General features: G+C 63.0%; 26 protein-coding genes and 2 tRNA genes. 8 read left to right on the top strand and 20 right to left on the bottom strand.

Annotated features, from left to right (window positions below; all coding sequences use genetic code 11):
- The first annotated feature begins 49 nt into the window (after nt 1–49).
- Nucleotides 50–511: a DUF2844 domain-containing protein gene (locus tag QCE58_RS06820; RefSeq protein ID WP_008350161.1), complete on the top strand. Its 462-nt coding sequence runs from the start codon at nt 50–52 to the stop codon at nt 509–511.
- Between the two features lie 10 nt (nt 512–521).
- Nucleotides 522–1,808 (top strand): DUF3443 domain-containing protein, encoded by a 1,287-nt coding sequence (locus QCE58_RS06815; RefSeq protein WP_250521066.1) that lies wholly within the window; start codon nt 522–524, stop codon nt 1,806–1,808.
- Nucleotides 1,809–1,872: 64 nt separating this feature from the next.
- On the opposite strand, the gene pcaC is transcribed toward QCE58_RS06815, so the two are convergent.
- From pcaC to QCE58_RS06785, 6 genes are read right to left on the bottom strand one after another with little or no spacing between them, the layout of a single operon-like run.
- Nucleotides 1,873–2,256 (bottom strand): 4-carboxymuconolactone decarboxylase, encoded by a 384-nt coding sequence (gene pcaC, locus QCE58_RS06810; protein WP_008350165.1) that lies wholly within the window; start codon nt 2,254–2,256, stop codon nt 1,873–1,875.
- Between the two features lie 2 nt (nt 2,257–2,258).
- A complete protein-coding gene (gene pcaD / locus QCE58_RS06805) occupies nt 2,259–3,047 on the bottom strand; it encodes a 3-oxoadipate enol-lactonase (protein WP_034472027.1) in 789 nt (262 codons plus the stop codon).
- A 27-nt stretch (nt 3,048–3,074) separates the two neighbouring features.
- The gene (locus QCE58_RS06800; protein ID WP_250521065.1) at nt 3,075–4,430 is read right to left on the bottom strand and encodes a 3-carboxy-cis,cis-muconate cycloisomerase; all 1,356 of its coding nucleotides are present in this window, start codon (nt 4,428–4,430) and stop codon (nt 3,075–3,077) included.
- A 4-nt stretch (nt 4,431–4,434) separates the two neighbouring features.
- Nucleotides 4,435–5,637: a 3-oxoadipyl-CoA thiolase gene (gene pcaF, locus QCE58_RS06795; RefSeq protein ID WP_175979962.1), complete on the bottom strand. Its 1,203-nt coding sequence runs from the start codon at nt 5,635–5,637 to the stop codon at nt 4,435–4,437.
- A gap of 22 nt (nt 5,638–5,659) precedes the next feature.
- Complete coding sequence (locus tag QCE58_RS06790) at nt 5,660–6,316, bottom strand: 3-oxoacid CoA-transferase subunit B (RefSeq protein ID WP_008350173.1); 657 nt, start codon at nt 6,314–6,316, stop codon at nt 5,660–5,662.
- Nucleotides 6,317–6,332: 16 nt separating this feature from the next.
- A complete protein-coding gene (locus QCE58_RS06785) occupies nt 6,333–7,025 on the bottom strand; it encodes a 3-oxoacid CoA-transferase subunit A (RefSeq protein WP_008350174.1) in 693 nt (230 codons plus the stop codon).
- A 211-nt stretch (nt 7,026–7,236) separates the two neighbouring features.
- Between QCE58_RS06785 and QCE58_RS06780 the strand changes: the two genes are divergently transcribed.
- Nucleotides 7,237–8,055 (top strand): IclR family transcriptional regulator, encoded by an 819-nt coding sequence (locus QCE58_RS06780; protein ID WP_250519401.1) that lies wholly within the window; start codon nt 7,237–7,239, stop codon nt 8,053–8,055.
- Between the two features lie 34 nt (nt 8,056–8,089).
- Complete coding sequence (locus QCE58_RS06775; RefSeq protein WP_250456421.1) at nt 8,090–9,013, top strand: LysR family transcriptional regulator; 924 nt, start codon at nt 8,090–8,092, stop codon at nt 9,011–9,013.
- A gap of 3 nt (nt 9,014–9,016) precedes the next feature.
- Here QCE58_RS06775 and QCE58_RS06770 read toward each other — a convergent pair whose 3' ends face one another.
- Nucleotides 9,017–9,433, bottom strand: a complete 417-nt coding sequence (locus QCE58_RS06770) for a DoxX family protein (RefSeq protein ID WP_250521064.1) — start codon at nt 9,431–9,433, stop codon at nt 9,017–9,019.
- Between the two features lie 103 nt (nt 9,434–9,536).
- On the opposite strand from QCE58_RS06770, the gene QCE58_RS06765 reads away from it, so the two are divergent.
- The 4 genes from QCE58_RS06765 to QCE58_RS06750 all read left to right on the top strand — a co-directional run bounded on the left by QCE58_RS06765 (nt 9,537) and on the right by QCE58_RS06750 (nt 11,836).
- Nucleotides 9,537–10,427 carry a LysR family transcriptional regulator gene (locus QCE58_RS06765; RefSeq protein ID WP_250434526.1) on the top strand — a complete coding sequence of 297 codons (891 nt, stop codon included), beginning with the start codon at nt 9,537–9,539 and terminating at the stop codon, nt 10,425–10,427.
- Between the two features lie 141 nt (nt 10,428–10,568).
- Complete coding sequence (locus tag QCE58_RS06760) at nt 10,569–10,979, top strand: hypothetical protein (RefSeq protein WP_008350183.1); 411 nt, start codon at nt 10,569–10,571, stop codon at nt 10,977–10,979.
- An 89-nt stretch (nt 10,980–11,068) separates the two neighbouring features.
- Nucleotides 11,069–11,145, top strand: a tRNA-Pro gene (locus tag QCE58_RS06755).
- Between the two features lie 343 nt (nt 11,146–11,488).
- Nucleotides 11,489–11,836 (top strand): hypothetical protein, encoded by a 348-nt coding sequence (locus QCE58_RS06750; protein WP_034472044.1) that lies wholly within the window; start codon nt 11,489–11,491, stop codon nt 11,834–11,836.
- 166 nt (nt 11,837–12,002) lie between these two features.
- On the opposite strand, the gene QCE58_RS06745 is transcribed toward QCE58_RS06750, so the two are convergent.
- From QCE58_RS06745 to QCE58_RS06685, 13 genes are all read right to left on the bottom strand, one after another.
- A complete protein-coding gene (locus tag QCE58_RS06745) occupies nt 12,003–12,383 on the bottom strand; it encodes a MerR family transcriptional regulator (RefSeq protein WP_008350188.1) in 381 nt (126 codons plus the stop codon).
- Nucleotides 12,384–12,472: 89 nt separating this feature from the next.
- Complete coding sequence (locus QCE58_RS06740; protein WP_008350190.1) at nt 12,473–12,877, bottom strand: integration host factor subunit alpha; 405 nt, start codon at nt 12,875–12,877, stop codon at nt 12,473–12,475.
- A gap of 65 nt (nt 12,878–12,942) precedes the next feature.
- On the bottom strand, nt 12,943–15,375 hold the full coding sequence (gene pheT / locus QCE58_RS06735) for a phenylalanine--tRNA ligase subunit beta (RefSeq protein ID WP_250521063.1): 2,433 nt from the start codon (nt 15,373–15,375) through the stop codon (nt 12,943–12,945).
- Between the two features lie 77 nt (nt 15,376–15,452).
- Nucleotides 15,453–16,466: a phenylalanine--tRNA ligase subunit alpha gene (pheS, locus tag QCE58_RS06730; RefSeq protein WP_033537244.1), complete on the bottom strand. Its 1,014-nt coding sequence runs from the start codon at nt 16,464–16,466 to the stop codon at nt 15,453–15,455.
- Between the two features lie 203 nt (nt 16,467–16,669).
- The gene (gene rplT, locus QCE58_RS06725; protein ID WP_008350196.1) at nt 16,670–17,029 is read right to left on the bottom strand and encodes a 50S ribosomal protein L20; all 360 of its coding nucleotides are present in this window, start codon (nt 17,027–17,029) and stop codon (nt 16,670–16,672) included.
- A gap of 25 nt (nt 17,030–17,054) precedes the next feature.
- Nucleotides 17,055–17,252: a 50S ribosomal protein L35 gene (rpmI, locus tag QCE58_RS06720; RefSeq protein WP_004191477.1), complete on the bottom strand. Its 198-nt coding sequence runs from the start codon at nt 17,250–17,252 to the stop codon at nt 17,055–17,057.
- A gap of 234 nt (nt 17,253–17,486) precedes the next feature.
- Nucleotides 17,487–18,014: a translation initiation factor IF-3 gene (gene infC, locus QCE58_RS06715; protein ID WP_075583511.1), complete on the bottom strand. Its 528-nt coding sequence runs from the start codon at nt 18,012–18,014 to the stop codon at nt 17,487–17,489.
- 47 nt (nt 18,015–18,061) lie between these two features.
- On the bottom strand, nt 18,062–19,969 hold the full coding sequence (gene thrS, locus QCE58_RS06710; protein WP_008350308.1) for a threonine--tRNA ligase: 1,908 nt from the start codon (nt 19,967–19,969) through the stop codon (nt 18,062–18,064).
- A 294-nt stretch (nt 19,970–20,263) separates the two neighbouring features.
- A tRNA-Val gene (locus QCE58_RS06705) sits at nt 20,264–20,340 on the bottom strand.
- 99 nt (nt 20,341–20,439) lie between these two features.
- A complete protein-coding gene (locus tag QCE58_RS06700) occupies nt 20,440–22,662 on the bottom strand; it encodes a bifunctional (p)ppGpp synthetase/guanosine-3',5'-bis(diphosphate) 3'-pyrophosphohydrolase (RefSeq protein ID WP_034472050.1) in 2,223 nt (740 codons plus the stop codon).
- 32 nt (nt 22,663–22,694) lie between these two features.
- A complete protein-coding gene (locus QCE58_RS06695; protein WP_008350311.1) occupies nt 22,695–23,048 on the bottom strand; it encodes a RidA family protein in 354 nt (117 codons plus the stop codon).
- A gap of 73 nt (nt 23,049–23,121) precedes the next feature.
- Entirely contained in the window at nt 23,122–24,042 is a 921-nt protein-coding gene (locus QCE58_RS06690) for an alpha/beta fold hydrolase (RefSeq protein WP_250507355.1), read from the bottom strand.
- Nucleotides 24,043–24,244: 202 nt separating this feature from the next.
- A complete protein-coding gene (locus tag QCE58_RS06685; RefSeq protein ID WP_250521062.1) occupies nt 24,245–24,886 on the bottom strand; it encodes a CoA transferase subunit B in 642 nt (213 codons plus the stop codon).

The raw sequence follows: 24,886 nt of genomic DNA, 5'->3' as shown, positions 1-24,886 counted from the left end.
AAATCGCATCTCGAAAATAAGAAGAGTCCTAATTAACGGAGAGAACGTCATGAGAAAAATCAGAATTCCTCACTACGCGACGGCATGCCTGACCATTCTGGCGATCGGCGCGTCGGCTAATGCGCACGCGCAGCTCGGTGCCGCCGGGCGCGCGTCGAGCGCATCGCAGGGCGATGTCGTGCATCAGGCGCAGAGCGGCCTCGTGAAATTCCACGAAACGACCGATGCCGACGGCATCGTCGTGCGTGAGTATGTCGATTCGAGCGGCACGGTGTACGCGGTGTCCTGGCGCGGCCCGGCGATGCCGGACGTCCGCACGCTGCTCGGCAGCCATTTCGAGACGTTCAGGCAAGGCGCGAGCGCGTCGGTCGGCGATGCGGGCCTGCATGCGGCGCACGTCGCCGCGGGCGATCTCGTCGTCGAAAATCGCATGCGGCTGCGCGAATTCATCGGCCGCGCATGGCTTGCGAGCGCCCTGCCGCCGGGCGTGAGCGCAACGGACATTCAGTAAGAGGCCCGCCATGAACCCACGCGCCCTTCTCTCGATCGCCGCACTCGGCACTTGCGTTCTGCTTCACGCCTGCGGCGGCGGCGGAGGTTCGGACGGCGGCTCGAACGGCAGCGCCGCCGCGTCGCCTCACCAGGCCAGCGCGCCCCAGACGGCCAGCGCCGCGACGCCCGCGAGCGCGGCGTCGTCCCCATCCACCGGCACGACCGTCGCGCAATCGACGACGCCCAACGTCCAGATCATCCATGTTTCCAGCACGCCGACCAACACGCGCAACATGCTGCAAACCAGCGTGACGATCTGCGTGCCGGGCACGGACACATGCCAGACCATCGACGACATTCAGGTCGATACCGGCTCGCACGGCTTGAGAGTGCTGGCGTCCGCACTCAGTCCGTCGATCGCGTTGCCGCTCGTCGCGGGCGGCAGCCAGAGCGCGATCATCGCGGAATGCGCCGTGTTCGGCTCAGGCTATACGTGGGGCGCGGTCCGCACGGCCGATATCCGGCTCGCGAGCCAGGTCGCGCGCTCGACTTCCGTGCAACTGATCGCCGACTCCGCCGCAGGCAACGCGGCGCAGGACTGCAGCCAGTCCGGCCTGCCGATGCTCTCCGCGTCGAGCCTGCGCGGCAACGGCATACTCGGCGTCGGACCGTTCACCGCCGACTGCGGCGCGGGATGCGCGACCTCGGCGATGCCGCGCTGGTACTACAGCTGCATCTCGGGCAACTGCACCGCGAGCAAGCTGGCGGTCGCGCAGCAGGTGACCAATCCGGTCGCGAACTTCGCGTCGGACAACAACGGTGTGCTGATCGAGCTGCCCGACCTGCCGGATAGCGGCGCATCGGCGGTCACGGGGACGATGACCTTCGGCATCGGCTCGCAGTCGAACAACTTGCTCGGCTCGGCCACGGTGCTCAAGGCGAGTTCGCTGTCCGGCTACGTCACGACGGATTTCGGCGGCAGCCAGTACGGTTCGAGCTTCATCGATAGCGGATCGAACGGCGTCTTCTTCCCGTCGGCGACGCTCGCGAAGTGCGGCGCGTGGTATTGCCCGTCGACGCCGACGACGATCGCCGCGACGATCCGTTCGTCGAGCGGCGCGCAGAGCGCGGTGAGCTTCACCATCGCGCAATCGACGGCCTTGTTCGGCACCGGCCACTTCGCCTTCGACAATCTCGCCGGCTCCGCGAGCGGCTTCTTCGACTGGGGCTTGCCTTTCTTCTACGGACGGCGCGTGTTCACGGCGCTCGCAGGACGCCCGACGCCCGCAGGACCGGGACCGTTCTACGCGTTCTGAGTCCGCAAACGAAAAAACCGTCTCCGGTTTCCCGGAGACGGTTTTTATCGGTTCCGCGTCGCGACTACGCCTTGCTCTCTTCGTCGAAGATTTTCTGCGCGAGGTGGAACGCCGAATTCGCCGCCGGCACGCCGCAGTAGACCGCCGTTTGCAACAGCACTTCCTTGATCTCGTCTTGCGTGACGCCGTTGTTCTTCGCGGCGCGCAAGTGCAGTGCGAGTTCTTCGCTGCGGTTGAGCGCGACCATCATCGCGATCGTGATGAGGCTGCGCGTGTGACGCGGCAGGCCGTCGCGCGTCCAGATTTCGCCCCACGCATAGCGCGTGATGAAGTTCTGGAATTCGGTCGTCAGCTCGGTGCGGTTTGCAAGCGAGCGGTCGACGTGCGCGTCGGACAGCACCGCGCGGCGCACTTTCATCCCGGCTTCGTAACGTTCGTCGTCGGTCATCTTTATTCTCCGAGGAAGTCGAGGACGGCGCGCGTGTAGTCGTCGCGCTTTTCGATGTTCGACAGATGCGCCGCGTCCAGTTCGACGTAGCGCGAGCCGCCGATATAACCCGCGAGCTCGCGGCCCTGCTCGGCCGTCGTCGACAGATCGTGCGTGCCCGCAATCACAAGCACGGGCAATGCGATGGTCTTCGCTTCGTCGCGCAGGTCGGCGTCGCGGATCGCCTCGCAGTTCGACGCGTAGCCTTCGCCGTTGGTGTGGCGAAACACGTCGCGGATATTCGCGAGTTCGAGCTGCTCACGCTCGATGAAGGGCGCGGTAAACCAGCGCGCGATCACGGCGTCGGTCAGCGCGGGCATGCCGCCCGGCTCGCGCGCTTTCGCGGCGCGCGGCGTCCACACGGCGTCCGAGCCGATCAGCGCGGCGGTGTTCGACAACACCACGCGCGAGAAGCGCTCCGGATGACGCGCCGCCAGCCCGATGCCGGTCAGCCCGCCCATCGACAGGCCGCAGTAGTTCGCGCGCTCGATTTTCAGATGATCCATCAGGCCGATCACGTCGCCGATCAGCTGATCGATCGTGTACGGGCCCGGCGGCACGTCCGAATGACCGTGGCCGCGCGTGTCGTAGCGCACGACGCGATAGCGCGCGGCGAACGCCTCGATGTTCGGCGTCCACATCGAGACATCGGCGCCGAGCGAATTCGACAGCACGAGCCACGGCGCGTTGTCGCCCGCCGTCGCGTCGATGCGATAGTGAATCCGTGTTCCGTTGACTTCGGCAAGAGGCATGTTTTTACCGCTCCTGTGTGTTCCTGCTTATTTCGAGTGAGCGTTCGCGATGGCGGCATCGACGAACGCCTGCGCCTGTCCGACGTAATTCGCCGGATCGAGCAGCGATTTCAGTTGATCCTGCGAAACATGACGCGTGACGGTTTCGTTCGAGCAGAGTTCGTCGAAGAGCGACGTGCCGTTCGCCACCGACGCCTTCGACGCGCCTTCGACGAGCTTGTGCGCGTCGAGCCTGCCGATTGCGTCGCCGAGCGCGAGCATCACCGCTTCGCCGAGAATCAGTCCGTTGGTCACGTCGAGATTGCGTGCGAGCCGTTCGACATTGACTTCCATCGACGGAACGATGCCCACGATGTTCGACAACGCGCCCGCCGTCAGACGCGCGAGATCGGGCAGCGCTTCCCATTCGGCCTGCCAGCCGCCGAGCGCGCGCTCGTGCTCCTGGACCATGCCCGCGAAGATCGTCGCGACGAGATTCGGCGCGCGCGTCGCGGCGGTCAGAACGGCCGCGCAGCCGACTGGATTGCGCTTGTGCGGCATCGTCGATGATCCGCCCTTGCCTGCGGCCGCCGGTTCGGCGACTTCTCCGAGCTCGGTCTGCATCATCAGCGAGACATCGCGCGCGATCTTGCCCAGCGTGCCCGTCAGCATGCCGAGAAACGACGCGGTTTCCGCGATGCGATCGCGCTGCGTGTGCCACGGCAACGCGGGAAGCGCCAGCTTCAGGTCCTGCGCAAGCGATGCCGCGACCGGCAAGGCCTTGTCGCGCAGACTCGCGAGCGTGCCCGCCGCGCCGCCGAATTGCAGCACGAGCGCGCGCGACCTCAGTTCGCCGAGGCGCTCGCGATGACGCGTCACTGCATCGAGCCATTGCGCGAACTTCAGGCCGAGCGTGATCGGCAGGGCCTGCTGAAGCCAGGTGCGGCCGATCATCGGCGTGTTTTTGTGGGCTTGCGCCTGCGTGGCGAGCGCATCGGAGAGCGAGCGCAGATCCGCATCGATCAGATCGAGAAACGCGCGCAATTGCAGCACGACGCCCGTATCGATGATGTCCTGACTCGTCGCGCCCCAATGCACGTACTTGGCTGCTTCGGCGTCGCGCGCCTTCACGACGGCCGTCAGTTGCTTGACGAGCGGAATCGCGAGATTGCCGCCCGCCGCGGCGCCGGTCATCAGCGCATCGGCGTCGATGTTATCGGCATCGCAGGCGGCGACGATCGCATCCACCGCGCCCGACGGAATCACGCCATGCCGCGCGGATGCGCGCGCGAGCGCGGCTTCGACATCGAGCATGGCCTGCACGGTCGCGCGCGGCGACCAGATCTCGTTCGCGGCGGCGTTGCCGCAAATGAGATCGGTCAAACGTCCGGTCGATGAAAACATGTGATCAGACGCGCTCGATGATCATCGCGATGCCTTGGCCGACGCCAATGCACATCGTGCAAAGCGCGTAACGTCCGCCCGTGCGATGCAACTGGTAGCTCGCGGTCGTGACGAGCCGCGCGCCGGACGCGCCCAGCGGATGGCCGAGCGCGATCGCACCGCCGTTCGGATTGACGCGGGGATCGTCATCGGCGACGCCGAGCATGCGCAGCGTCGCCAAACCTTGGGACGCGAACGCTTCGTTCAGCTCGATCACGTCCATCTGGTCGATGGTCATGCCGAGACGCGCAAGCAGCTTCTGCGAGGCCGGACCTGGACCGATGCCCATCACGCGCGGCGGCACGCCGGCCGTGGCCAAGCCCAGAATGCGCGCGCGCGGCGTGAGGCCGTTGCGCTTCGCGCTTTCCTCGTCGGCTATCAGCATCGCGACCGCGCCGTCGTTCACGCCCGACGCGTTGCCCGCTGTCACCGAGCCGTCCGGACGCACGACGCCCTTCAGTTTCGCGAGCGCTTCGAGGCTCGTTTCGCGCGGATGCTCGTCCTTGTCGACGACGAGCGCATCGCCCTTTTTCTGCGGAATCGTCACCGCGACGATTTCCTGCGCCAGCGTGCCGTCCTTTTGCGCGCGCGCCGCCTTCTGCTGCGAGCGCAGCGCGAACGCGTCCTGATCGGCGCGGCTGATCTTGTAGTCGTCCGCGACGTTTTCGGCGGTTTCCGGCATCGAATCGACGCCGTACTGCTTCTTCATCAGCGGATTGATGAAGCGCCAGCCGATGGTCGTATCGTGGATTTCTGCGGAACGCGAGAACGCGCTCGTCGCCTTGCCCATCACGAACGGCGCGCGGCTCATGCTTTCGACGCCGCCCGCGATCATCAGGCTCGTCTCGCCCGCCTTGATCGCGCGGGCCGCGACGCCGATCGCGTCCATGCCCGAGCCGCACAGGCGATTGACCGTCGATCCCGGCGTGCCGACCGGCAAACCGGCCAGCAGCGCCGACATGCGCGCGACGTTGCGGTTGTCTTCGCCCGCCTGATTCGCGCAGCCGTAGATCACTTCGTCGATGGCTTCCCAGTCCACTTCCTTGTTGCGCTCGACCAGCGCGCGCAGCGGCACGGCGCCGAGATCGTCGGCGCGCACGGAGGACAGCGAACCGCCGTAACGACCGATCGGCGTGCGGATGGCATCACATACGAAAGCTTCTTTCATCTTCAATGTCTCCAGAATTCTCTCAGGCTGCTTCGGTCAGCGGCGCGTATTGCAGCGGCACCTGGGCCAGCTTCTGCAACTCTTCGAACGCCAGTCCGTCGACGATTTCGCGCACGACGAAGCCTTCCGGCGTCACGTCGAACACGGCGAGATCCGTGTACACGCGATTCACGCATGCCACGCCCGTCACCGGATACGTGCAGGCGTCGACCAGCTTGCTCTCGCCCTGCTTGGTGAGCAGTTCCATCATCACGTAGACCTGCTTCGCGCCGATCGCGAGATCCATCGCGCCGCCGACAGCCGGAATCGCGTCGGGCGCGCCGGTGTGCCAGTTCGCGAGATCGCCCGTCGCGGAAACCTGGAAGGCGCCGAGCACGCAGAAGTCGAGATGGCCGCCGCGCATCATCGCGAACGAATCGGCGTGATGGAAAAACGCGCCGCCGGTCAGCAACGTGACGTGCTGCTTGCCTGCGTTGATGAGTTCGTCGTCTTCCTCGCCTTTGGCGGGCGCCGGGCCCATGCCGAGCAGGCCGTTTTCGCTGTGCAGGAAGATCTCGCGGTCCGCCGCGAGATGATTGGCGACGAGCGTCGGCACGCCGATGCCCAGGTTCACGTACGCGCCTTCGGGAATGTCCGCGGCCACGCGCTTGGCCATTTCGTCACGAGTGAGTTTCTTCATGGCTTTTCGTCCTTCCTTAAGCGGCGAGTTCGGCTTGATGCACGGCTTGCGGTACTTCGACGACGCGCTGCACGAAAATGCCCGGCGTCACGATGTTTTCGGGGTCCAGCTCGCCGAGCGCGACGACCTTCGAGACCTGCACGATGGCCGTTTTCGCGGCGCTCGCCATGATCGGACCGAAGTTGCGCGCAGTTTTACGATAGACCAGATTGCCCCAGCGATCGCCCTTATATGCCTTCACGAGCGCGAAATCCGCGTGCAGCGGCGCTTCGAGCACGTAGTGCCGGCCGTCGATCACGCGCGTTTCCTTGCCTTCGGCGAGCTTCGTGCCGTAGCCCGTCGGCGTGAAAAATCCGCCGATGCCCGCGCCCGCCGCGCGGATGCGTTCCGCCAGATTGCCCTGCGGCACGAGTTCCAGCTCGATTTCGCCCGCGCGATAGAGCGCGTCGAACACATGCGAGTCCGTCTGACGCGGGAACGAGCAGATGATCTTGCGCACGCGCTTCGCCTTCAGCAGCGCGGCCAGTCCCGTGTCGCCGTTGCCGGCGTTGTTGTTGACGATCGTGAGCCCGCGCGCGCCCTGCTCGATGAGCGCGTCGATCAGCTCGGACGGCATGCCCGCCGTGCCGAAACCGCCGATCATGATGGTCGCGCCGTCGTGGACGTCGGCGACGGCCGAGGCGAGCGAATCGAAAATCTTGTTGATCATTGCCGTTCCTGTCTGTCTCGAACTGGGGTTTACCTGCTCGTCAGCACACTTGCGCTGAAATGTTCGTCATGCGAACATGGATTCGTTTAGCGAACATCGGCATGTTAGTCCCGCATTCGTTGTCGTGTCAACGAAGCATGCGCGAAGTGGGGGTTTTCACCGAGCTCGAACTTCGCCTCGACCGCCCGTTCGCGCTTTCATCACAGGCCTTATGAAGAATTCAGCCACGCTCAATCCGGATGCCGAGCCGCAAGACGCGCAGGCGCGCCCCGGCGATGCTTACGTGCAGTCGTTCGCGCGCGGGCTCGCTGTCATCCGCTCGTTCGATGCGAACCGCCCCGCGCAGACGCTGACGGATGTCGCGGCGGCCACCGGCCTTACGCGCGCCGGCGCGCGCCGCATCCTTCTGACGCTGCAGGCGCTCGGGTATGTCGAGGCCGACGGGCGTCTCTTTCAGTTGACGCCGAAGATTCTCGACCTCGGCTTCGCCTATCTGACGTCGATGCCCTTCTGGAATCTGGCCGAACCGGTAATGGAAGATCTCGTCGAGCAAGTGCACGAAAGCTGCTCGGCGGCCGTGCTGAACGGCGCGGAAATCGTCTATGTGCTGCGCGTGCCGACGCACAAGATCATCACGCAGAATCTGTCGATCGGCAGCCGTCTGCCTGCGTTCTGCACGTCGATGGGCCGCGTCCTGCTCGCCGCGCTCGACGAAGTGCGCCTCGACGAAGCGCTCGATGCGAGTTCGCTCGTCGCGCGCACGCCGCGCACGATCGTCGACAAGGGCGCGCTCAAGGAAGCCATCGCCGCGGTGCGCCGCCAGGGCTGGGCAATCGTCGATCAGGAACTGGAGGAAGGACTGATTTCGATGTCCGCGCCGATCCGCGACCGGCAAGGCCGCGTGATCGCGGCGCTGAACATCAGCGGCAACGCGCAGCGCAAGAACGCAAAGCAGATGGTGAAGGCGTTTCTCGAACCGCTGCAGGAAGCGGCGCAGCGCGTGTCGGACATGGTCGCGCGGCGCGGATGACGCCGTATCGACGCGAGGAGACGGCGGTTCCGAAATGAACGATCTCGATCTCAACCTGATTCCGTACCTCGTCGCCATCGAGGAGACGCGCAACGTGAGCCGCGCCGCCGAGCGGCTCGGGGTGAGTCAGCCGCGCGTGTCGACCGCGCTCGCACGTCTACGCGAGTACTTCAACGATCCGCTCTTCGTGCGCACCTCGCGCGGCATGGAGCCGACGCCGCGCACCATCGCGCTCGTGCCCGCGGCGCGCGAGGCGCTGGCGCGCATCGAACGCGGCCTGCTCGACCGGCAGCACTTCGATCCTTCGACGAGCACGGAGACGTTTTCGATCGCGCTTTCCGATGTCGGCGAGATCGTCTTTCTGCCGCGCCTCTTGCAGGCCTTCGCGAAGGAAGCGCCGAACGCGAATCTGCGCTCGGTGTCGGCGTCGCATGGCGATGTGGAGCGCGGGCTTGAAGCCGGCGATATCGATCTGGCGGTCGGCTACTTTCCGGACTTGCGCGGCAACAACTTCTTTCAGCAGCGGCTTTTCTCGCACCGGTTCATCTGTCTGATGCGGCGCGATCATCCGTTCGCGAACCAGCCGCTCACGCTCGAACGCTTCATGGAATGCGGCCACGCGGTCGTGCGCGCGGAAGGCCGCAGCCAGGAAGTGCTGGAGAATTATCTCGACAAGGAACGCGTGCGCCGGCGCGCGGTGCTCGAAACGCCGCACTTCATGAGCCTGCCGTTCATCCTGTCGCGCACCGATCTGATCGCGACGGTGCCGCATGCGATCGGCTTCGCGTATGTCGCCGAGCATGCGTCGATCACGCTCGCCGAGCCGCCGCTCGCGTTGCCCCGCTTCGATCTGAAGCAGCACTGGCATCGCAAGTTTCACAACGATGCGCGCACGATGTGGCTGCGCGGCATCGTCGCTTCGCTCTTCAACGACGAGCTAGACGAGTGGCCGAAGTAATGCTCAACGTCGCCCGTCGATGCTCCACGCGCCCGGCCCCGCCGCCGCGATGAACAAATAGATGAACGACAGCAGCACGGCCGGCTCGCCCTGATTCAATAGCGGCAGCAGGAAGTTTCCTTTCGGCGCGTGCCCGATGAAGTACGCGAACGCCAGTTCGCCCGACAACACGAACGCCGCCGCCCGCGTGAACAGGCCGATCAGCACGAGCACGCCGCCGATCAATTCGATGACGCCCGCCACGCCGAGCAGCGAGACGAGCGGCAGACCGTCGAACATCGCGATGTGCGGAACATGGAACAGCTTCGCGCTCGCATGCGTGAGCAGCAGATACGAAGCGACGATGCGCAGCAGCGCGTGAGCGTAGACGGCGAGCGCCGACGCGTTGGCCGCGGATGGTCGAGTGTGTGTCGCAGACATCGCAAAACTCCAGTGAAGGTAGGTTGCCTGCAGTTTAGGCAGACATCGTCGGTCGATAAATCCGGCTAACATTAGCGTTTTGTTTCCCGGCAGGAAATGATCGATGGATGCTCTCACCAGCTTGCGCGTGTTCCGCGAAGTCGTCGAGGCCGGCAGCTTCGTGAAGGCTGCAGAACGGCTCGACATTTCGACCGCGATGACGAGCAAGCACGTCGCCAATCTGGAGCGCCAGCTCGGCGTGCGTCTCCTGAACCGCACGACGCGTCACCTGAGTCTCACGGAAGCCGGCAACGTCTACTACGAGCAATGCAGCGAGGCGCTCGACATCCTGCAGGCCGCGCAAGCCGCCGTCGGCGTGCAGACGGCGGAGCCGCAAGGCGTGCTCAAGGTCACCGCGCCAGGCTGGTTCGCCAATCGTACCTTCGCGGATCTGCTTGTCGCGTATCAGGCGCGCTATCCGGGCGTGCTCGTCGATCTGCGGCTGGAGAATCGCTTCGTCGATCTCGTCGAGGAAGGCTACGACATGGCGATTCGCGCCACGTCGGAGCCTTCGCCCTCGCTGATCGTCAGGCCGCTGTGCAAGATGCCGTTCGTGCTCGCGGGTTCGCGCGCGTATCTCGAACAGCACGGCAAGCTGCGTCATCCGGATGATGTCGCGCGTCATCGCTTCGTGTTGCCGACCTACACGAATATCGATTCCGTCACGTTGACCGGTCCGGACGGCGCGTTTACCGTGAAGAACCAGGCGGTGCTCAAGACCAACGATACGTCGATGGCGCTACAGCTCGTGCGCGCCGGACTCGGGCTCGCATACTTTCCGGCGTGGATCGTCGAGCCGGAATTGGCGTCGGGCTCGCTCGTGCGCGTGCTGCCGAGCTATTCGGCGTTCGCGCCGTCCGTGTATGCGGTGTACACGAGCCGCAAATACATGACGACGAAGGTGCGGACGTTCATCGATTTCCTGTCGGAGTCGCTGGCCGATCGGCCAATCTGATTAGGATTACTCTTATTTTTGCGTCGAGACTTGCGTGTAATCATCGCGCTCGCTTCCGGAAGCGGGCGCTCCAGACGCAACATAAATCCATCTTGCGCGCCGCCGGGATCGTCCCTTCTACCCATACGCGAGGCGCGCGACATGCATTTTCCGTGGCTTCCCTTGATTTTTATCCTGAGTTTGCTGGGCGTGACGCTCTTCGTCTGCCGCACGTTGAATGCGAGCGAACGCGCTCTGAAGTGGAACGGCGCGTTGATCTTTCTGTGTCTGTGCGGCGCGGCCATGGTGCTGGACTTCACGTTGACGATGATCTTTGCGTCCGCCGGCTTCGATGAGCGCACGCCGTACGACAGTTTCGGATCGCGCATCGCGTGGACGGAGCGCATCGCCACCTATCTGATTCCATGCGCGATTTCGTTGCTTCTGGCTTTGAGGTTCCGCAGGCGTCAGCGCTTCGCGCTGGAAGTCTCGCCTGAGCGGGCGTCGGCCGAGCGCGAGGATTCGGTGAAGATCCAGACGTCGCCGTACACGCAGTCGGAACTGACGCTCTGACGCATTGCGAGTGAATTTTGTGAGTGCAACAGCGAAATTGTTGGAAGCAGTTCTACTATTCGTTTCTCTCTGATATACTTTCGCTCTTTCGGGGCGTAGCGCAGCCTGGTAGCGTACCTGCATGGGGTGCAGGTGGTCGGAGGTTCAAATCCTCTCGCCCCGACCAGAAATTGAAGGCTCTCCGGCTTCTGCCGGAGAGCCTTTTTTCTTTGGCCCGTCGCGGGTCATCGATCGAATTCCAGACGACGCATCGCCCGCGTTTCTCCAAGGGCGTGCGCAGCTCGACTACCACCTCGCCGATGCAATGCTTAAAGTCGGCGCCGATGAAGAAGCGCTGACCAAAACGGCCGCGACGATGGGCATGACCGTCCGAAGCCGTTCGTCATGGACGACACGCGCGTAAAAACGCGGCGCCGTCCGCGAATATTCAGACATAAAAGCCTAAAAAACACTTGTGTGTCAGTAATTTAAGCCCTAATCTTAAGGTGACACATAAGGAACGGCGCCCCATGCCTTTGTCTGTCCCAGCGTCCGCCAGAGCGCGGCGCAGCCGATGCGGCCAAACCTGCTCCGCCCTGCGCGCGGAAGTCGCGAGATGGTTCGGTCCGGGAAGCGGCGCGCGCGTCACGCGCTTCGGGCGCATCTATCCCGGCGGCAGCCGCTATGTCTCCGTTCGCGCGTCGAGACCAGGCCGATGCTTCGCGCTTTACTTCTTCCACCATGGCGTCGATGACTGGCGCATCTATCCGCCATGGGGCGTCGGACCGAGCATCGTCTATTGGTCGGTCAAGACCAAGTTGCCGGCCTCGCAAGCAGCCGGTCCGAAAAAGCGCTTCCGCGTAGGCGTCAAGTCTTAACCGCGGGCGGGGCCTGTCCGGTCATCGACTCCTCGACGGCGGCTGGTACACCTTCGCTACATCGGCGGCCACGATGCCTTGCGACGCATCCGGCAATCACAGCGTGGGACGGACAAAAAAAATGCCGCGAGAACTCGCGGCATCGGGACTTTGAATCGGACGGCGTTCATCCGCCGAGAAGATCGATCACCTGAAGAATATCCTTGCGCAACTGCTCGACATCGACGCCCGGTTGCGCTTGCGCCGACACTTGCGTCTCGGCCATGTCCGCATCGTCGTCGATTGCACGTCCCTGCGAATCGAGCCGGTTACGCGCCCCGTTGATCGTGAAGCCCTGCTCGTACAGCAACTCGCGGATGCGCCGGATCAACAAGACTTCGTGATGCTGATAGTAGCGGCGATTGCCACGCCGCTTGACCGGCCTCAACTGCGTGAACTCCTGCTCCCAATAGCGCAGCACGTGAGGCTTGACGCCGCACAACTCGCTGACTTCGCCAATCGTGAAGTATCGCTTGGCGGGGATCGGAGGCAAGACGACTTTTTCCATCGTCGATCAACCATCGTTATAAGTGATGTCGATTGAAGCGCGGTGGCCAAGCAACGCGACGCGCGAGTCATTCGCGCGCCACCGGGAAATCAGCGAGTGAGATCGGTCTCCGCTCCCGTTTCGACCAGCGCCTTCAGCTTCTGACTTGCATGAAACGTGACGACCCGCCGCGCGGCGATAGGAATGGCCTCGCCCGTCTTCGGATTGCGGCCGGGACGCTGAGGCTTGTCGCGCAACTGGAAATTGCCGAAGCCGGAAAGCTTGACGCTCTCGCCGCTCTCCAGCGCATCGCGGATGACTTCGAAGAAGGCTTCGACCATGTCCTTGGCTTCGCGCTTGTTCAGACCGACATGGTCGAACAGCATCTCCGCCAACTCGGCTTTGGTGAGCGTCGGCGTATCGCCGGGCGCGCTCGAGGTCGGAATATCTCGGGTCATGGCGCTACGCTGCGCCGAAAGAAGGGCTTCGAAATCACTCGAGTTCATTTGGTTCATATCGGTAAAACGGCGCTTGCCATATTTAAGACTTGGCGATTAAGACGGAAAGGGCCAACTGAAGGCTATCCGCGCAACCGCGCGCCGTGTACTCGAGCCAGGCGATCCACCAGCGTTTTGATAGCCGTATCGACCGTTTCGTCCTGAAGCGTGCCGCCAGTATCTTGCAACGTTACACGGAAGGCAAGACTTTTCTCATGCGCTCCCAAGCCACCGGAAGTATTTGATTTTGGACGAAATTCATCGAAAAGGGCAACCTTCGTGACGTACCTGCACGCCGCTTCCGCGCGCGCGCTTTCGAGCTCGTCGAGCAGCGCCTGAACCGCCACGTTTTGATCCACGACAATCGCGATATCGCGACGCACCGGCGGAAATTTCGACACTTCGGACGGCGCCGGCAATGCGCGATCCATCAACGCGTCGGCGTCGATTTCGAAGAGGATCGGCGCGTTCGGCAAGTCGTACTTTTGCAGCCAGCGCGGATGCAGTTCGCCGATCCAGCCGACCGCGCGCCCCGCCACCTCGATGCGCGCGCTGCGTCCCGGATGCAACGCCGGATGCTCCGCCTTAACGAAGCGCGGCACGACGGGCGCGAAGAGCGCTTCGACATCGCCCTTCACGTCGAAGAAGTCGACGTTGCGCGTGGCCACGCCCCACTGTTCCTCGACCACCGGACCATACGCGAGCCCGCCGATCATCTTCGGTTGCGCGAAGCCTTCGACCGTCAGTTCGCCCGCTTTAACCGTTGCGTCGCGATGGAACACGCGCCCCGCTTCGAACACGCGCACGCGGTCTGCGCGGCGATTCAGGTTATGACGCAGCACTTCGATGAGGCTGCCGAACATGGTCGAACGCATGACCGAGAGCTGGCTCGCGATCGGGTTCAGCAGCTTGATCGGATTATCGTTGCCGGCGAAGTCCTTCTCCCACTCGGCATCGACAAAGCTGAAGTTCACCGTCTCCGAGTAGTCGCGCGCGGCGACTTCGTGGCGCAGCGTATGGATCGAGCGCTTCGTTTCGTTCGTGATGCGCATCTCGCTGCGCGCGACCGGCGGGCGCGCCGGAATCTTCTCGAAACCGTAGATGCGCGCGACTTCCTCGATCAGGTCTTCCTCGATCTCGATATCGAAGCGATACGGCGGCGGCGTGACCTTGAAGGTGTCGCCGTCGCGCTCGAACGCGAGGTTCAGACGCGTGAAGATCTGCGCGATCTCTTCCGCGCCGATCTCGACGCCGATGATCCGATGCGCGCGCGACACGCGCATCGACACCGGATTGCGATCCGGCACGTTGACGATCTGATCGTCGACCGGACCCGCTTCGCCGCCGCAGATGTCGAGGATCAGGCGCGAGATGCGTTCGATATGCTCGACGGTCGTCGAATAATCGACGCCGCGCTCGAAGCGATGCGCCGCATCGGTCGAGAAGTTGTACTTGCGCGCGCGGCCGCGGATCGCGTCCGGCCACCAGAACGCGGCTTCGAGATAGATGTTGGTGGTGTCGAGCGAGACGGCCGTGCTGTCGCCGCCCATGATGCCCGCGAGACTTTCGACGTGACGATCGTCGGCGATCACGCCGACGGTTTCATCGAGCTCGACGGTGTTGCCGTTCAGGAGCTTCAGCGACTCGCCCTTCTTGCCCCAGCGCACTTCGATCGCGCCGTGAATCTTGTCGAGATCGAACACGTGCGTCGGACGGCCGAGTTCGAGCATCACGTAATTGGAGATGTCGACGAGCGCGGAGATGCTGCGCTGGCCCGCACGTTCCAGACGCTCGACCATCCATTGGGGCGTCTTCGCGCGGGCGTTCACGCCGCGAATCACGCGGCCCGAGAAGCGCCCGCACAGATCGGGCGCGAGCACCTTGACCGGCAGCTTTTCGTCGAGCTTCGTTTCGACGGCCGGCATGTCCGGTTGCTTGAGCGGCGCGCCGGTGATCGCTGCCGTCTCGCGCGCAACGCCGAACACCGACAGGCAGTCTGCCTTGTTCGGCGTGAGCTTGATTTCGAAGACGGTGTCGTCGAGATTGAGCGCCTCGCGAATGTCCTGGCCGACCTTCGCATCGGTCGGCAGGATCAAGAGACCGCTGTGATCTTCCGACAGCTTGAGCTCACGTGCGGAGCACAGCATGCCTTGACTGTCGACGCCGCGCAGCTTCGTCGGCTTGATCGCGAAAGGCTCGCCGCCCGCTTCGGCCGGCGGCAGCACGGCGCCGATCAGCGCGACCGGCACCTTGATGCCCGGCGACACGTTCGGCGCGCCGCACACGATATTGAGCGTCTCGCCCGTGCCCGCATCGACCTGACAGACGTTGAGCTTGTCGGCGTTCGGATGCTTGGCGACTTCGAGCACTTGGCCCACGACGATCTTCGTGGTCGGCGGCGCGACCGGGCGCAGGTCTTCGACTTCGAGGCCGGCCATCGTCAGCGCGTGCGCGAGTTCGTCGGCGGAGAGCTTGGGATCGACGAAACTGCGGAGCCAGGATTCTGGGAATTGCATGTGTGTCTACGTTCGAAATGTTTGGAGTCTCACGATCGCCGCTTATCGAGAAGCGATCGCCGCGGGCGCTAAGTGCTTTACGCGAACTGGCGCAGGAAACGCAGATCGTTCTCGAAGAACAGACGCAGATCCTGCACGCCGTAGCGCAGCATCGTCAGGCGCTCGAGGCCGCTGCCGAACGCGAAGCCGATATAGCGCTCCGGATCGAGGCCCATGTTGCGGATGACGGTCGGATGCACCTGCCCCGAGCCTGAGATTTCCAGCCATTTGCCCGCGTTCTTGCCGTGTTCGAACATCATGTCGATCTCGGCGGACGGCTCCGTGAACGGAAAATACGACGGACGGAAGCGCACGAGAATGTCGTCGCGCTCGAAGAACTTCTTCAGAAAATCGGTGTAGACGCCCTTCAGATCCGCAAAGCTGATGTTCTCTTCGATCCACAGGCCTTCGACCTGGTTGAACATCGGCGAATGAGTGGCGTCGCTGTCCACGCGATACGTGCGGCCCGGCACGATCACCTTGATCGGCGGCTTGTTCATGCGCGCGTAGCGCACCTGCATCGGGCTCGTATGCGTGCGAAGCAAAAGCGGACGGCCATCCGCGTCCTTGCCGTCGACGTAGAACGTGTCCTGCATCGAGCGCGCCGGATGGTTCTCCGGGCTGTTCAGCGCCGTGAAGTTGTACCAGTCGGTCTCGATTTCCGGACCGTCGGCGACATCGAAACCGATCGTGCGGAAGATTTGTTCGACGCGCTCCCACGTACGCATCACCGGATGCAGCGTGCCCGCACCCGCGCCGCGTCCCGGTAGCGTGACGTCGATGGCTTCCGACGCGAGACGCTGATTCAGCAGCGCGTCGGCCAGCGCCTGACGGCGCGCGTTCAGCGCGGCTTCAACCTGCTGCTTTGCCTGATTGATGCGCGCGCCTTCTGTCTTCTTCGCTTCCGGATCGAGTTTGCCCAATCCCTTCAGCAATTCGGTCAGCGCGCCGGACTTGCCGAGGAACCGTGCCTTCTCGTTTTCGAGCGTGGTGGTATCGGCGGCGTGTTCAAAGGCGCTTTTCGCGTCGGCGACAATCTGGTCCAGATCCATTGATCCCATCTTTTAGCGTCGAAATTCAATCTGAGGTTCGGTTTTGCTCATCCACGCTCCACGATGGGCATGAGATGCGCAAAACCGTCCGACCAACAAAAACGGGGCTCGGTGAGAGCCCCGTTTTCTGCCTTCGCGCCGCCGTCAACGTATTTCTACGATGCGGCGACGAGGAGGCGAACCACGCAGTACTAATTTCGCAATTAGGCTGCAACGGCGGCTTTCACCTGCTTCACGATCGCAGCAAAAGCAGCCTTGTCGAACACAGCCATGTCAGCCAGAACCTTGCGGTCGAGTTCGATCGAAGCCTTCTTCAGGCCGTTGATGAACACGCTGTAGGTCATGTCGTGCTGACGCACCGCCGCGTTGATACGCGTGATCCACAGTGCGCGGAACACACGCTTCTTGTTGCGGCGATCGCGGTAGGCGTATTGGCCTGCGCGCATGACCGCCTGCTTGGCGATGCGATAGACGTTATTGCGACGGCCGCGGTAACCCTTGGCCAGACGGATGATCTTCTTGTGACGGGCCCGTGCGGTAACCCCACGTTTTACTCGAGGCATGTTGCTCTCCTTAAGTTAGATGAGGTTAGGCGAACGGCAGCATTGCGCGGACGGAGTTCAGATCGGAATCATGAACGGCCGTGGCGCCACGCAGATGGCGTTTGTTCTTGGTGGTTTTCTTGGTAAGAATGTGGCGCTTGAAGGCCTGACCGCGCTTGACGGTACCGCCCGGACGCACCACGAAGCGCTTTGCAGCACTCTTCTTGGTCTTCATCTTCGGCATGAAACAACTCCAGTTTATTAGATGGTCATGGGTGTGCGGATGATCCGCCGATACTGCCCGCGAACCCCTTCCCGCCCTTCGAAACCCACGCTCCACTTGTGTGCAAACGGTTCGGTGAAGAACCGCCGCTTTTCATGACCGGCGTCACCGAAATGACGCCGGCCTGAAACCGCCGGCAATGCCGCGCCGACCGCCTTTCGACGGCGCGCGATCCATCGCCCTACTGCTGTTCGGTTACTTGCCCTTCTTCTTCGGGGCAAGCACCATGATCATCTGACGCCCTTCCATCTTCGGCATCTGCTCGACCTGGCCATATTCGTCCAGATCGGACTTCAGGCGCTCGAGCATACGCATGCCGATTTCCTGGTGCGCCATTTCGCGACCGCGGAAACGCAACGTGATTTTCGTCTTGTCGCCGTCTTCGAGGAAGCGCGTGAGGTTGCGCAGCTTGACGTTGTAGTCACCGTCATCCGTGCCGGGGCGGAATTTGACTTCCTTCACCTGCACGATCTTCTGCTTCAACTTCGCTTCGTGCTGCTTCTTCGCTTCCGAATACTTGAACTTGCCGTAATCCATCAAACGGCAGACAGGCGGCGAAGCCTGCGGCGCGATTTCGACGAGATCCACGTCGAGTTGCTCCGATTGACGGAACGCCTCGGCCAGTTTCACGATTCCGAGCGGCTCGTTGTCCACTCCGACCAAACGCACTTCCGGCGCGGTAATCTCACCGTTGATGCGATGTGACGACTTATCAGTAGCGATGTTACGTTTCCTCTAAAAATGAAAAAACAAGCCGCGCTGCGAGTGACTTACTTGAACGCCCGCACTTCCTGCTGCAGACGTTCGAGGAATGCGTCGACCGGCATCACGCCCAGATCGACACCGCCACGAGCACGCACGGCTACGGTTTGTGCATCACGCTCCTTGTCGCCGACGACCAGCAAATACGGCACCTTTTGCAGCGTGTGCTCGCGTATTTTATAGCTAATCTTCTCATTGCGCAAATCGGACTCTACTCTAAGCCCTTGTTTTTGCAACGATTGAGCCAGATTTCCGGCATATTCGGCCTGACTTTCAGCAATATTCAGCACAACGGCCTGGATCGGCGCGAGCCACGGCGGCATTGCGCCGGCATGATGCTCGATCAGAATGCCGAGGAAACGCTCCATTGATCCGACGATTGCGCGATGAAGCATCACCGGACGGCGGCGGCTGTTGTCTTCCGCCACGTACTCCGCGCCGAGACGCTCCGGCAGCACCATGTCGAGCTGCAGCGTGCCGCATTGCCACGAGCGGCCGAGCGCATCCTTGATGTGATACTCGATCTTCGGACCGTAAAACGCGCCCTCGCCCGCGAGCTCTTCCCACTGCAGGCCGCACGCGGTCAGCGCTTCGCGCAGGCCCTGCTCCGCGCGATCCCAGGTTTCATCGGTGCCGGCGCGCTGTTCCGGACGCAGCGACAGCTTGATGTCGATGTGATCGAAGCCGAAATCCTTATACACGCTCATCGCGAGCGTGTTGAACGCGATCGATTCCGCGATGAACTGATCTTCGGTACAGAAGATATGTGCATCGTCCTGAACGAAGCCCCGCACGCGCATCAGACCGTGCAGCGCGCCCGACGGCTCGTTGCGATGGCACGAACCGAACTCCGCGTAACGCAGCGGCAAGTCGCGGTACGAGCGCAAGCCGTGATTGAACACCTGGACGTGGCCCGGGCAGTTCATCGGCTTGATCGCGTAGTCGCGCTTTTCCGACTCGGTCGTGAACATGTTTTCACGATAGTTCTGCCAGTGCCCCGATGCTTCCCACAGCGAACGGTCCATCACCATGGGAGTCTTGATTTCGAGATAGCCGGCTTCGTTCACGCGGCGACGCATGTACTGCTCGACCTGCTGCCATAGCGACCAGCCCTTCGGATGCCAGAACACCATGCCCGGCGCTTCGTCCTGCAGATGGAACAGGTCGAGCTGCTTGCCGAGCTTTCGGTGATCGCGCTTCTCGGCTTCTTCCAGCATGTGGAGATACTGCTCCTGGTCTTCCTTCTTGGTCCACGCGGTGCCGTAGATGCGCTGCAGTTGCTCGTTCTTCGAATCGCCGCGCCAGTATGCGCCCGCGACTTTCATCAGCTTGAAAACCTTGAGCTTGCCGGTGGACGGCACGTGCGGGCCTCGGCACAGGTCGATGAAATTGCCGTGCGCGTAAAGCCGGATCTCGTCGCTTTCCGGAATCGATTCGATGATCTCGGCCTTGTACGCCTCGCCGATGCTCTTGAAGTACTCGACGGCCTCGTTGCGCGAGACGACGCGGCGCGACACCGGCTCGTCCTTCTTCGCGAGCTCCTGCATGCGCTTCTCGATCTTTTCGAGATCTTCGGGCGTGAACGGACGGCTGTACGAGAAATCGTAGTAGAAGCCGTTGTCGATGACCGGCCCGATGGTTACTTGCGCCTCGGGGAACAGATCCTTCACGGCATAGGCCAGCAAGTGCGCGGTCGAGTGACGCACGACATCGACGCCTTCCGGGTCTTTGTCGGTGACGATCGCGAGCGACGAATCCTTGTCGATCAGAAACGAGGTGTCGACGAGTTCGCCGTTGAGCTTGCCGGCGAGCGCCGCCTTGGCGAGGCCCGCGCCGATCGATGCCGCAACTTCCGCGACGGTCACCGGGTGGTCGTATTGTCGGACCGACCCATCAGGCAAACGTACCGAAACCATATCGTTCTCCAAGACGCCGGCACATGCCGGGCGATTCGATTAAGCATTGCCGCGCGATTTCGTTTTGAAAATCGCAAGACAAAAAAAAATGCGGCCCCGCTATCGAGGGGCCGCATTCACTTTTCACACATACCGCGAAACAATTTGGCAGAAGGCGAATATGGTCCTCGACTAGCGTCGCTCCGAAGTTGTTTCGGTCAACGTTCGACGTGCCATGTTTTTTCGCCTTTTGCGCTGCGCGCTTCTTGCGGTTTGAAACCCCGCGAACCGAAGTCCGCTGAATTTTGTTTTCGTTGGTAGGCTCGATTGGACTCGAACCAACGACCCCCACCATGTCAAGGTGGTGCTCTAACCAGCTGAGCTACGAGCCTGAAAGAAGTGAGATTATATGGAGTGTTTCAGATGTTGGCAAGTGCTTATCTTCAGAAAAATCGAAAATATTCGCCAATCCGTTCAATCCCTTCTAAATGCTACGCGCGACGCGAAGCGCGAATCACGCCCTGCACTTCGCCGAGCAGCGTGCATGCGCGTTGAATCTGCGCTGCACTCGACACTTCCACGGTGAACTGCATATACGCGACATTCCTGCGGCTCTGGCTCTTCACGCCGATCACGTTGATCTTCTCGCGCGCGAACACTTCGGAGATGTCGCGCAGCAAGCCCTGGCGATCCGCCGATTCAACCGAAAGGTCCACCGGATAAACGGACGAGCCACGCCCGTTCATCACCTCGGCGGACCAAGTCGTGTGCAGCACGCGTTCGGGCGAGCGCTCGGCCATGCGCTTGAACGTCTCGCAATCGGTGCGGTGGACCGACATGCCTTTGCCGCGCGTGACGAATCCCGCGATCGGATCGGGTGGCGCCGGGCGGCAGCAACGCGCGAGTTGCGTGAGCAGCGCATCGACACCGACGACGAGCACGCCCGTCGACGCTCCGTGCGCCACGCTTTGCCCGCTGCTGCGCTTCTCGAACTGCTCGGGCGCTTCGGGTTCGGGCTCGGGCGGCGGCGCATCGGAGAGCGCCTGCTCGATGTTGCGCAGACTGAACTCGTCCTTCGCGACGAGTGCGTAAAGCTCCTCGGGCGCCTTGAAGCCGAGTTTGGCCGCGAGTTGTTCGAGACTGACCGACGTCTTTCCCTCGCGCTGCAAGGTCTTCTCGACGATGCTCCGTCCGGCCGCGATGTTCTCCGCCGCATCCGCCGCGAGGAACCACGAGCGCACTTTCTGCCGCGCGCGGGCGCTATGCAGATAGCCGAGCTGCGGATTGAGCCAGTCGCGCGACGGACCGCCCTCCTTCACCGCGACGATCTCGACCGTCTGTCCGTTTTGCAGCGGCGTGTTGAGCGGCACCATCGCGCCATCGACGCGAGCGCCCCGACAACGATGTCCGAGCTCGCTGTGCAGGTGATATGCGAAATCGACGGCTGTCGCGCCTTGCGGCAACGCGATCACGCGCGCCTGCGGCGTCAGCACGTAGATATGGTCGTCGTCGAGCGTCGCGTCGCGCAGATGCTGCCAGCCGGGATGCTCGCCTTCGACGTCGTCCTTCCACGCGAGAAGCTGACGCAACCATGCGATCTTCTCGTCGTATTTCTCGCTCGCGGTCACCTGCCCCGCATAGCCACGCGCGCCCGCTTCCTTGTACCGCCAGTGCGCGGCCACGCCGTACTCGGCGAACTGATGCATCTCGTACGTGCGAATCTGGACTTCGAATGCGCGCCCGTCGTCGCCGATCACGACCGTATGCAGCGACTTGTAGCCGTTGGGCTTGGGACGCGAGATGTAATCGTCGAACTCACGCGGCACCGGCTGCCACAGGTTGTGCACGATGCCGAGCACGGTGTAGCAATCCTTGATGTCGCCGACGATCACGCGAAATGCGCGCACGTCGTTCAGTTCGGCGAAATCCAGCTGCTTGCCGCGCATCTTCTTCCAAATGCTGTAGATGTGCTTCGGCCGTCCGCTGACGTCCGCCTTGATGTGCGCGGTTTCCAGTTCCTTCTGCAGACGAGCGATGGCCTCGGTCACATAGGTCTCGCGCTCGACGCGCTTCTCGTCGAGCAGCTTCGCGATGCGTTTGTACGTGACCGGATCTTCGAAGCGAAACGACAGGTCTTCGAGTTCCCACTTCAGTTGCCAGATGCCGAGCCGGTTGGCGAGCGGCGCGTAAATCTCCAGCGTCTCGCGCGGCACGTCGGGCGACGGTTCGATCTTGTGCGCGGCGTAGTAGCGCAGCGTCTGCACGCGCGAGGCGAGCCGGATCAGCACCACGCGAATGTCCTGCGCGAACGCAAGCAACATCTTGCGCAACGCTTCGACCTGCGCACGGCGCGCGGCCTGCGCGTCGCGCGTGTTTTCAGGCAGTTCCGCGAGCGTCGCGCGCGAGCTGACCGAACCAAGCCGCAACAGCTTGCGCACATCGCCGACGAGCCGCTGCACTTCCGGGCCGAAGCGCTCCGCGATCACCTTCTCCGGATCGTCGAGATGCGGCGCCAGCACGAAGAGCGCCGCGGCGGCGACCGCGTGCGAATCGACGTTGAGCGTCTGCATGATGCGCGCGGTGCCGGCAGCGTGGTCCGCGAGCAGTTCGCCCGTCGAGACGCGCGCGTCCTTCGCGTGCTCGCGCACGAACGCGAGCGCGTCGTCGATGGACGGCTCGGGCAACGTTTCGGTGGGGACGGCGGTCTCGGTCATTCGGGCGATGCCAATACTTCAGACGACTCGATTCAGTTGCGCTGTGCGGCGATCACGACGATTTCCACGAGGCACGCCGGATTGGCGAGCTTCGCCTCGACGGTGGCGCGGGGCGGCGTGTTGCCTTCCGCGACCCACGAGTCCCACACGGCGTTCATGCCGGGGAAATGGATCATGTCCGAGATATAGATCTGCACCGACAGCAAGTGCGACTTGTCGCTGTTCGCCTCTTCGAGCAGGCGGTCGATGTGACCGAGCACTTCGCGCGTCTGACCGGTGATGTCCTGGTCCGTGTCCTCGGCGATCTGGCCGGCGAGATACACCGTGCCGTTGTGGATCGCGGTTTCGGAAAGGCGCGGCCCGACGTGATGACGAATGACTGCCATTGTTTGTTCCTGATCGGTGATGGTGAGAAAAGAAGCGCAAGCGGCGCGCAAGCACCTTATGTTCAGCCCAATATTATGCCCCGCTCGCGTCATCGCCGAGAAAGAACCCCCTGGCGATGGCGATTTGATCTTCGACAAGAAAGGCCGGCGCGTGACCCGCGCCCGGGATCTCGGCGCTCGTCACGGCCTGACCTTTCTCGACCATTTGCGCGACCGTCTCGCGCGACAGCAAATCCGAGCTCTCGCCGCGCACGACGAGCACCGGCGTCCTGATCGACGCGAGCGAGCGCCAAAGAAACGCCTCGCCGGCCGCATTCTGCTCATCGGTGGCCGACGTGAACGGCGTCGCGATGCCCGGGTCGTAGCGAAAGCCCCACGCACCGTCGCGCTCGTGCAGGAGCGGCGTGTTGATGCTCGCCCACTCCTCGTCGGTCAGCGGCCCGAACGACGACGCGAGCGCCGCCGCGTGCCGCACGCCTTCGTCGAGCGATGCGAAACGCGCCGGCTTGCCGAGATACTCGCCGATACGCTGCAGCGCGACCGGTTCGATATGCGGCCCGACATCGTTGAGCAGCATCTTTCGGATCGGCGTGTTCGGCAAGCCGCCGAGCGCCATGCCGATGAGACCGCCCATCGACGTGCCGAACCAGTCCACCGTCTCGACGTTCAACCGCGCGATCAGCGTTACCATGTCCGCGACATACTGCGGCACGCCGTAGTAACGCGGATCCGCGAGCCAGTCGGACAGTCCTCGCCCGACCACGTCCGGACACACCACGCGATAGTCCCGCGCGAACGCTTGCGCGAGCTTGTCGAAGTCGCGTCCCGAGCGCGTCAGGCCGTGCACGCACAGCAGCACGCGCGGATTGGCCGGATCGCCCCACTCCGTATAGGCGATGCGATGCAGACCCGCCGGGCTCGCGCATTGCACGAAGCGCTGGCGCGGCTCGCTCAGATCGGAATGCACGGCTTCGGCGACGATGGATGCGGTCATGGAGAGGTCCTCGTGGAAGTGTCGAAACGATTGTAAAGCGCATCTCACCGGATCGAGCGGGCCTATGCCGAACGGACGACCCCTTCCCGCGTGCACAGATGCGGGCGAAACCCGCAAAAGCAAAGCGGGCGAAGCTCCGAAAGCTTCGCCCGCCCGTGTTCGCGCTCACGCCGAGAGAACCGGCGTTCGTGTCACGCCGCTATCACTTCACGCTCGTGACATCGAGCGGCGCGCCCGTCTTCTTCTGAATTTCCTCGACCGTCACGCCGTCGGCCAGCTCGACGAGCTTGAGGCCATTGTCGGTGACGTCGATCACGCCGAGATCGGTGATGATGCGATCCACGACGCCCACGCCCGTCAGCGGCAGCGAGCACTCTTCGAGGATCTTGTGCAGGTCGCCCTTCGCGACGTGTTCCATCAGCACGACGACTTTCTTCACGCCGGCGACGAGGTCCATCGCGCCGCCCATGCCCTTGATCATCTTGCCGGGGATCATCCAGTTGGCCAGATCGCCCTTCTTGCTGATCTGCATTGCGCCGAGGATCGCCAGGTTGATGTGGCCGCCGCGGATCATCGCGAACGAATCCGCCGATGAAAAGATCGACGAGCCCGGCAGCGTCGTCACGGTCTGCTTGCCGGCGTTGATGAGATCGGCGTCGACTTCGTCTTCATACGGCGACGGCCCGATGCCGAGCAGACCGTTTTCCGACTGCAGCCACACTTCCATGCCGTCCGGAACGTGATTGGCGACGAGCGTCGGCAAGCCGATGCCCAGGTTCACGTAGAAGCCGTCCTGCAGTTCCTGCGCCGCGCGCGCGGCCATCTGGTCACGAGTCCAAGCCAT

It is taken from the genome of Caballeronia sp. LZ028, from assembly GCF_031451415.1.
GTDB lineage: Bacteria > Pseudomonadota > Gammaproteobacteria > Burkholderiales > Burkholderiaceae > Caballeronia > Caballeronia zhejiangensis.
The sequence above is the reverse complement of the archived record's forward strand: the minus strand, read 5'-3'. Positions and strand labels throughout refer to the sequence as shown.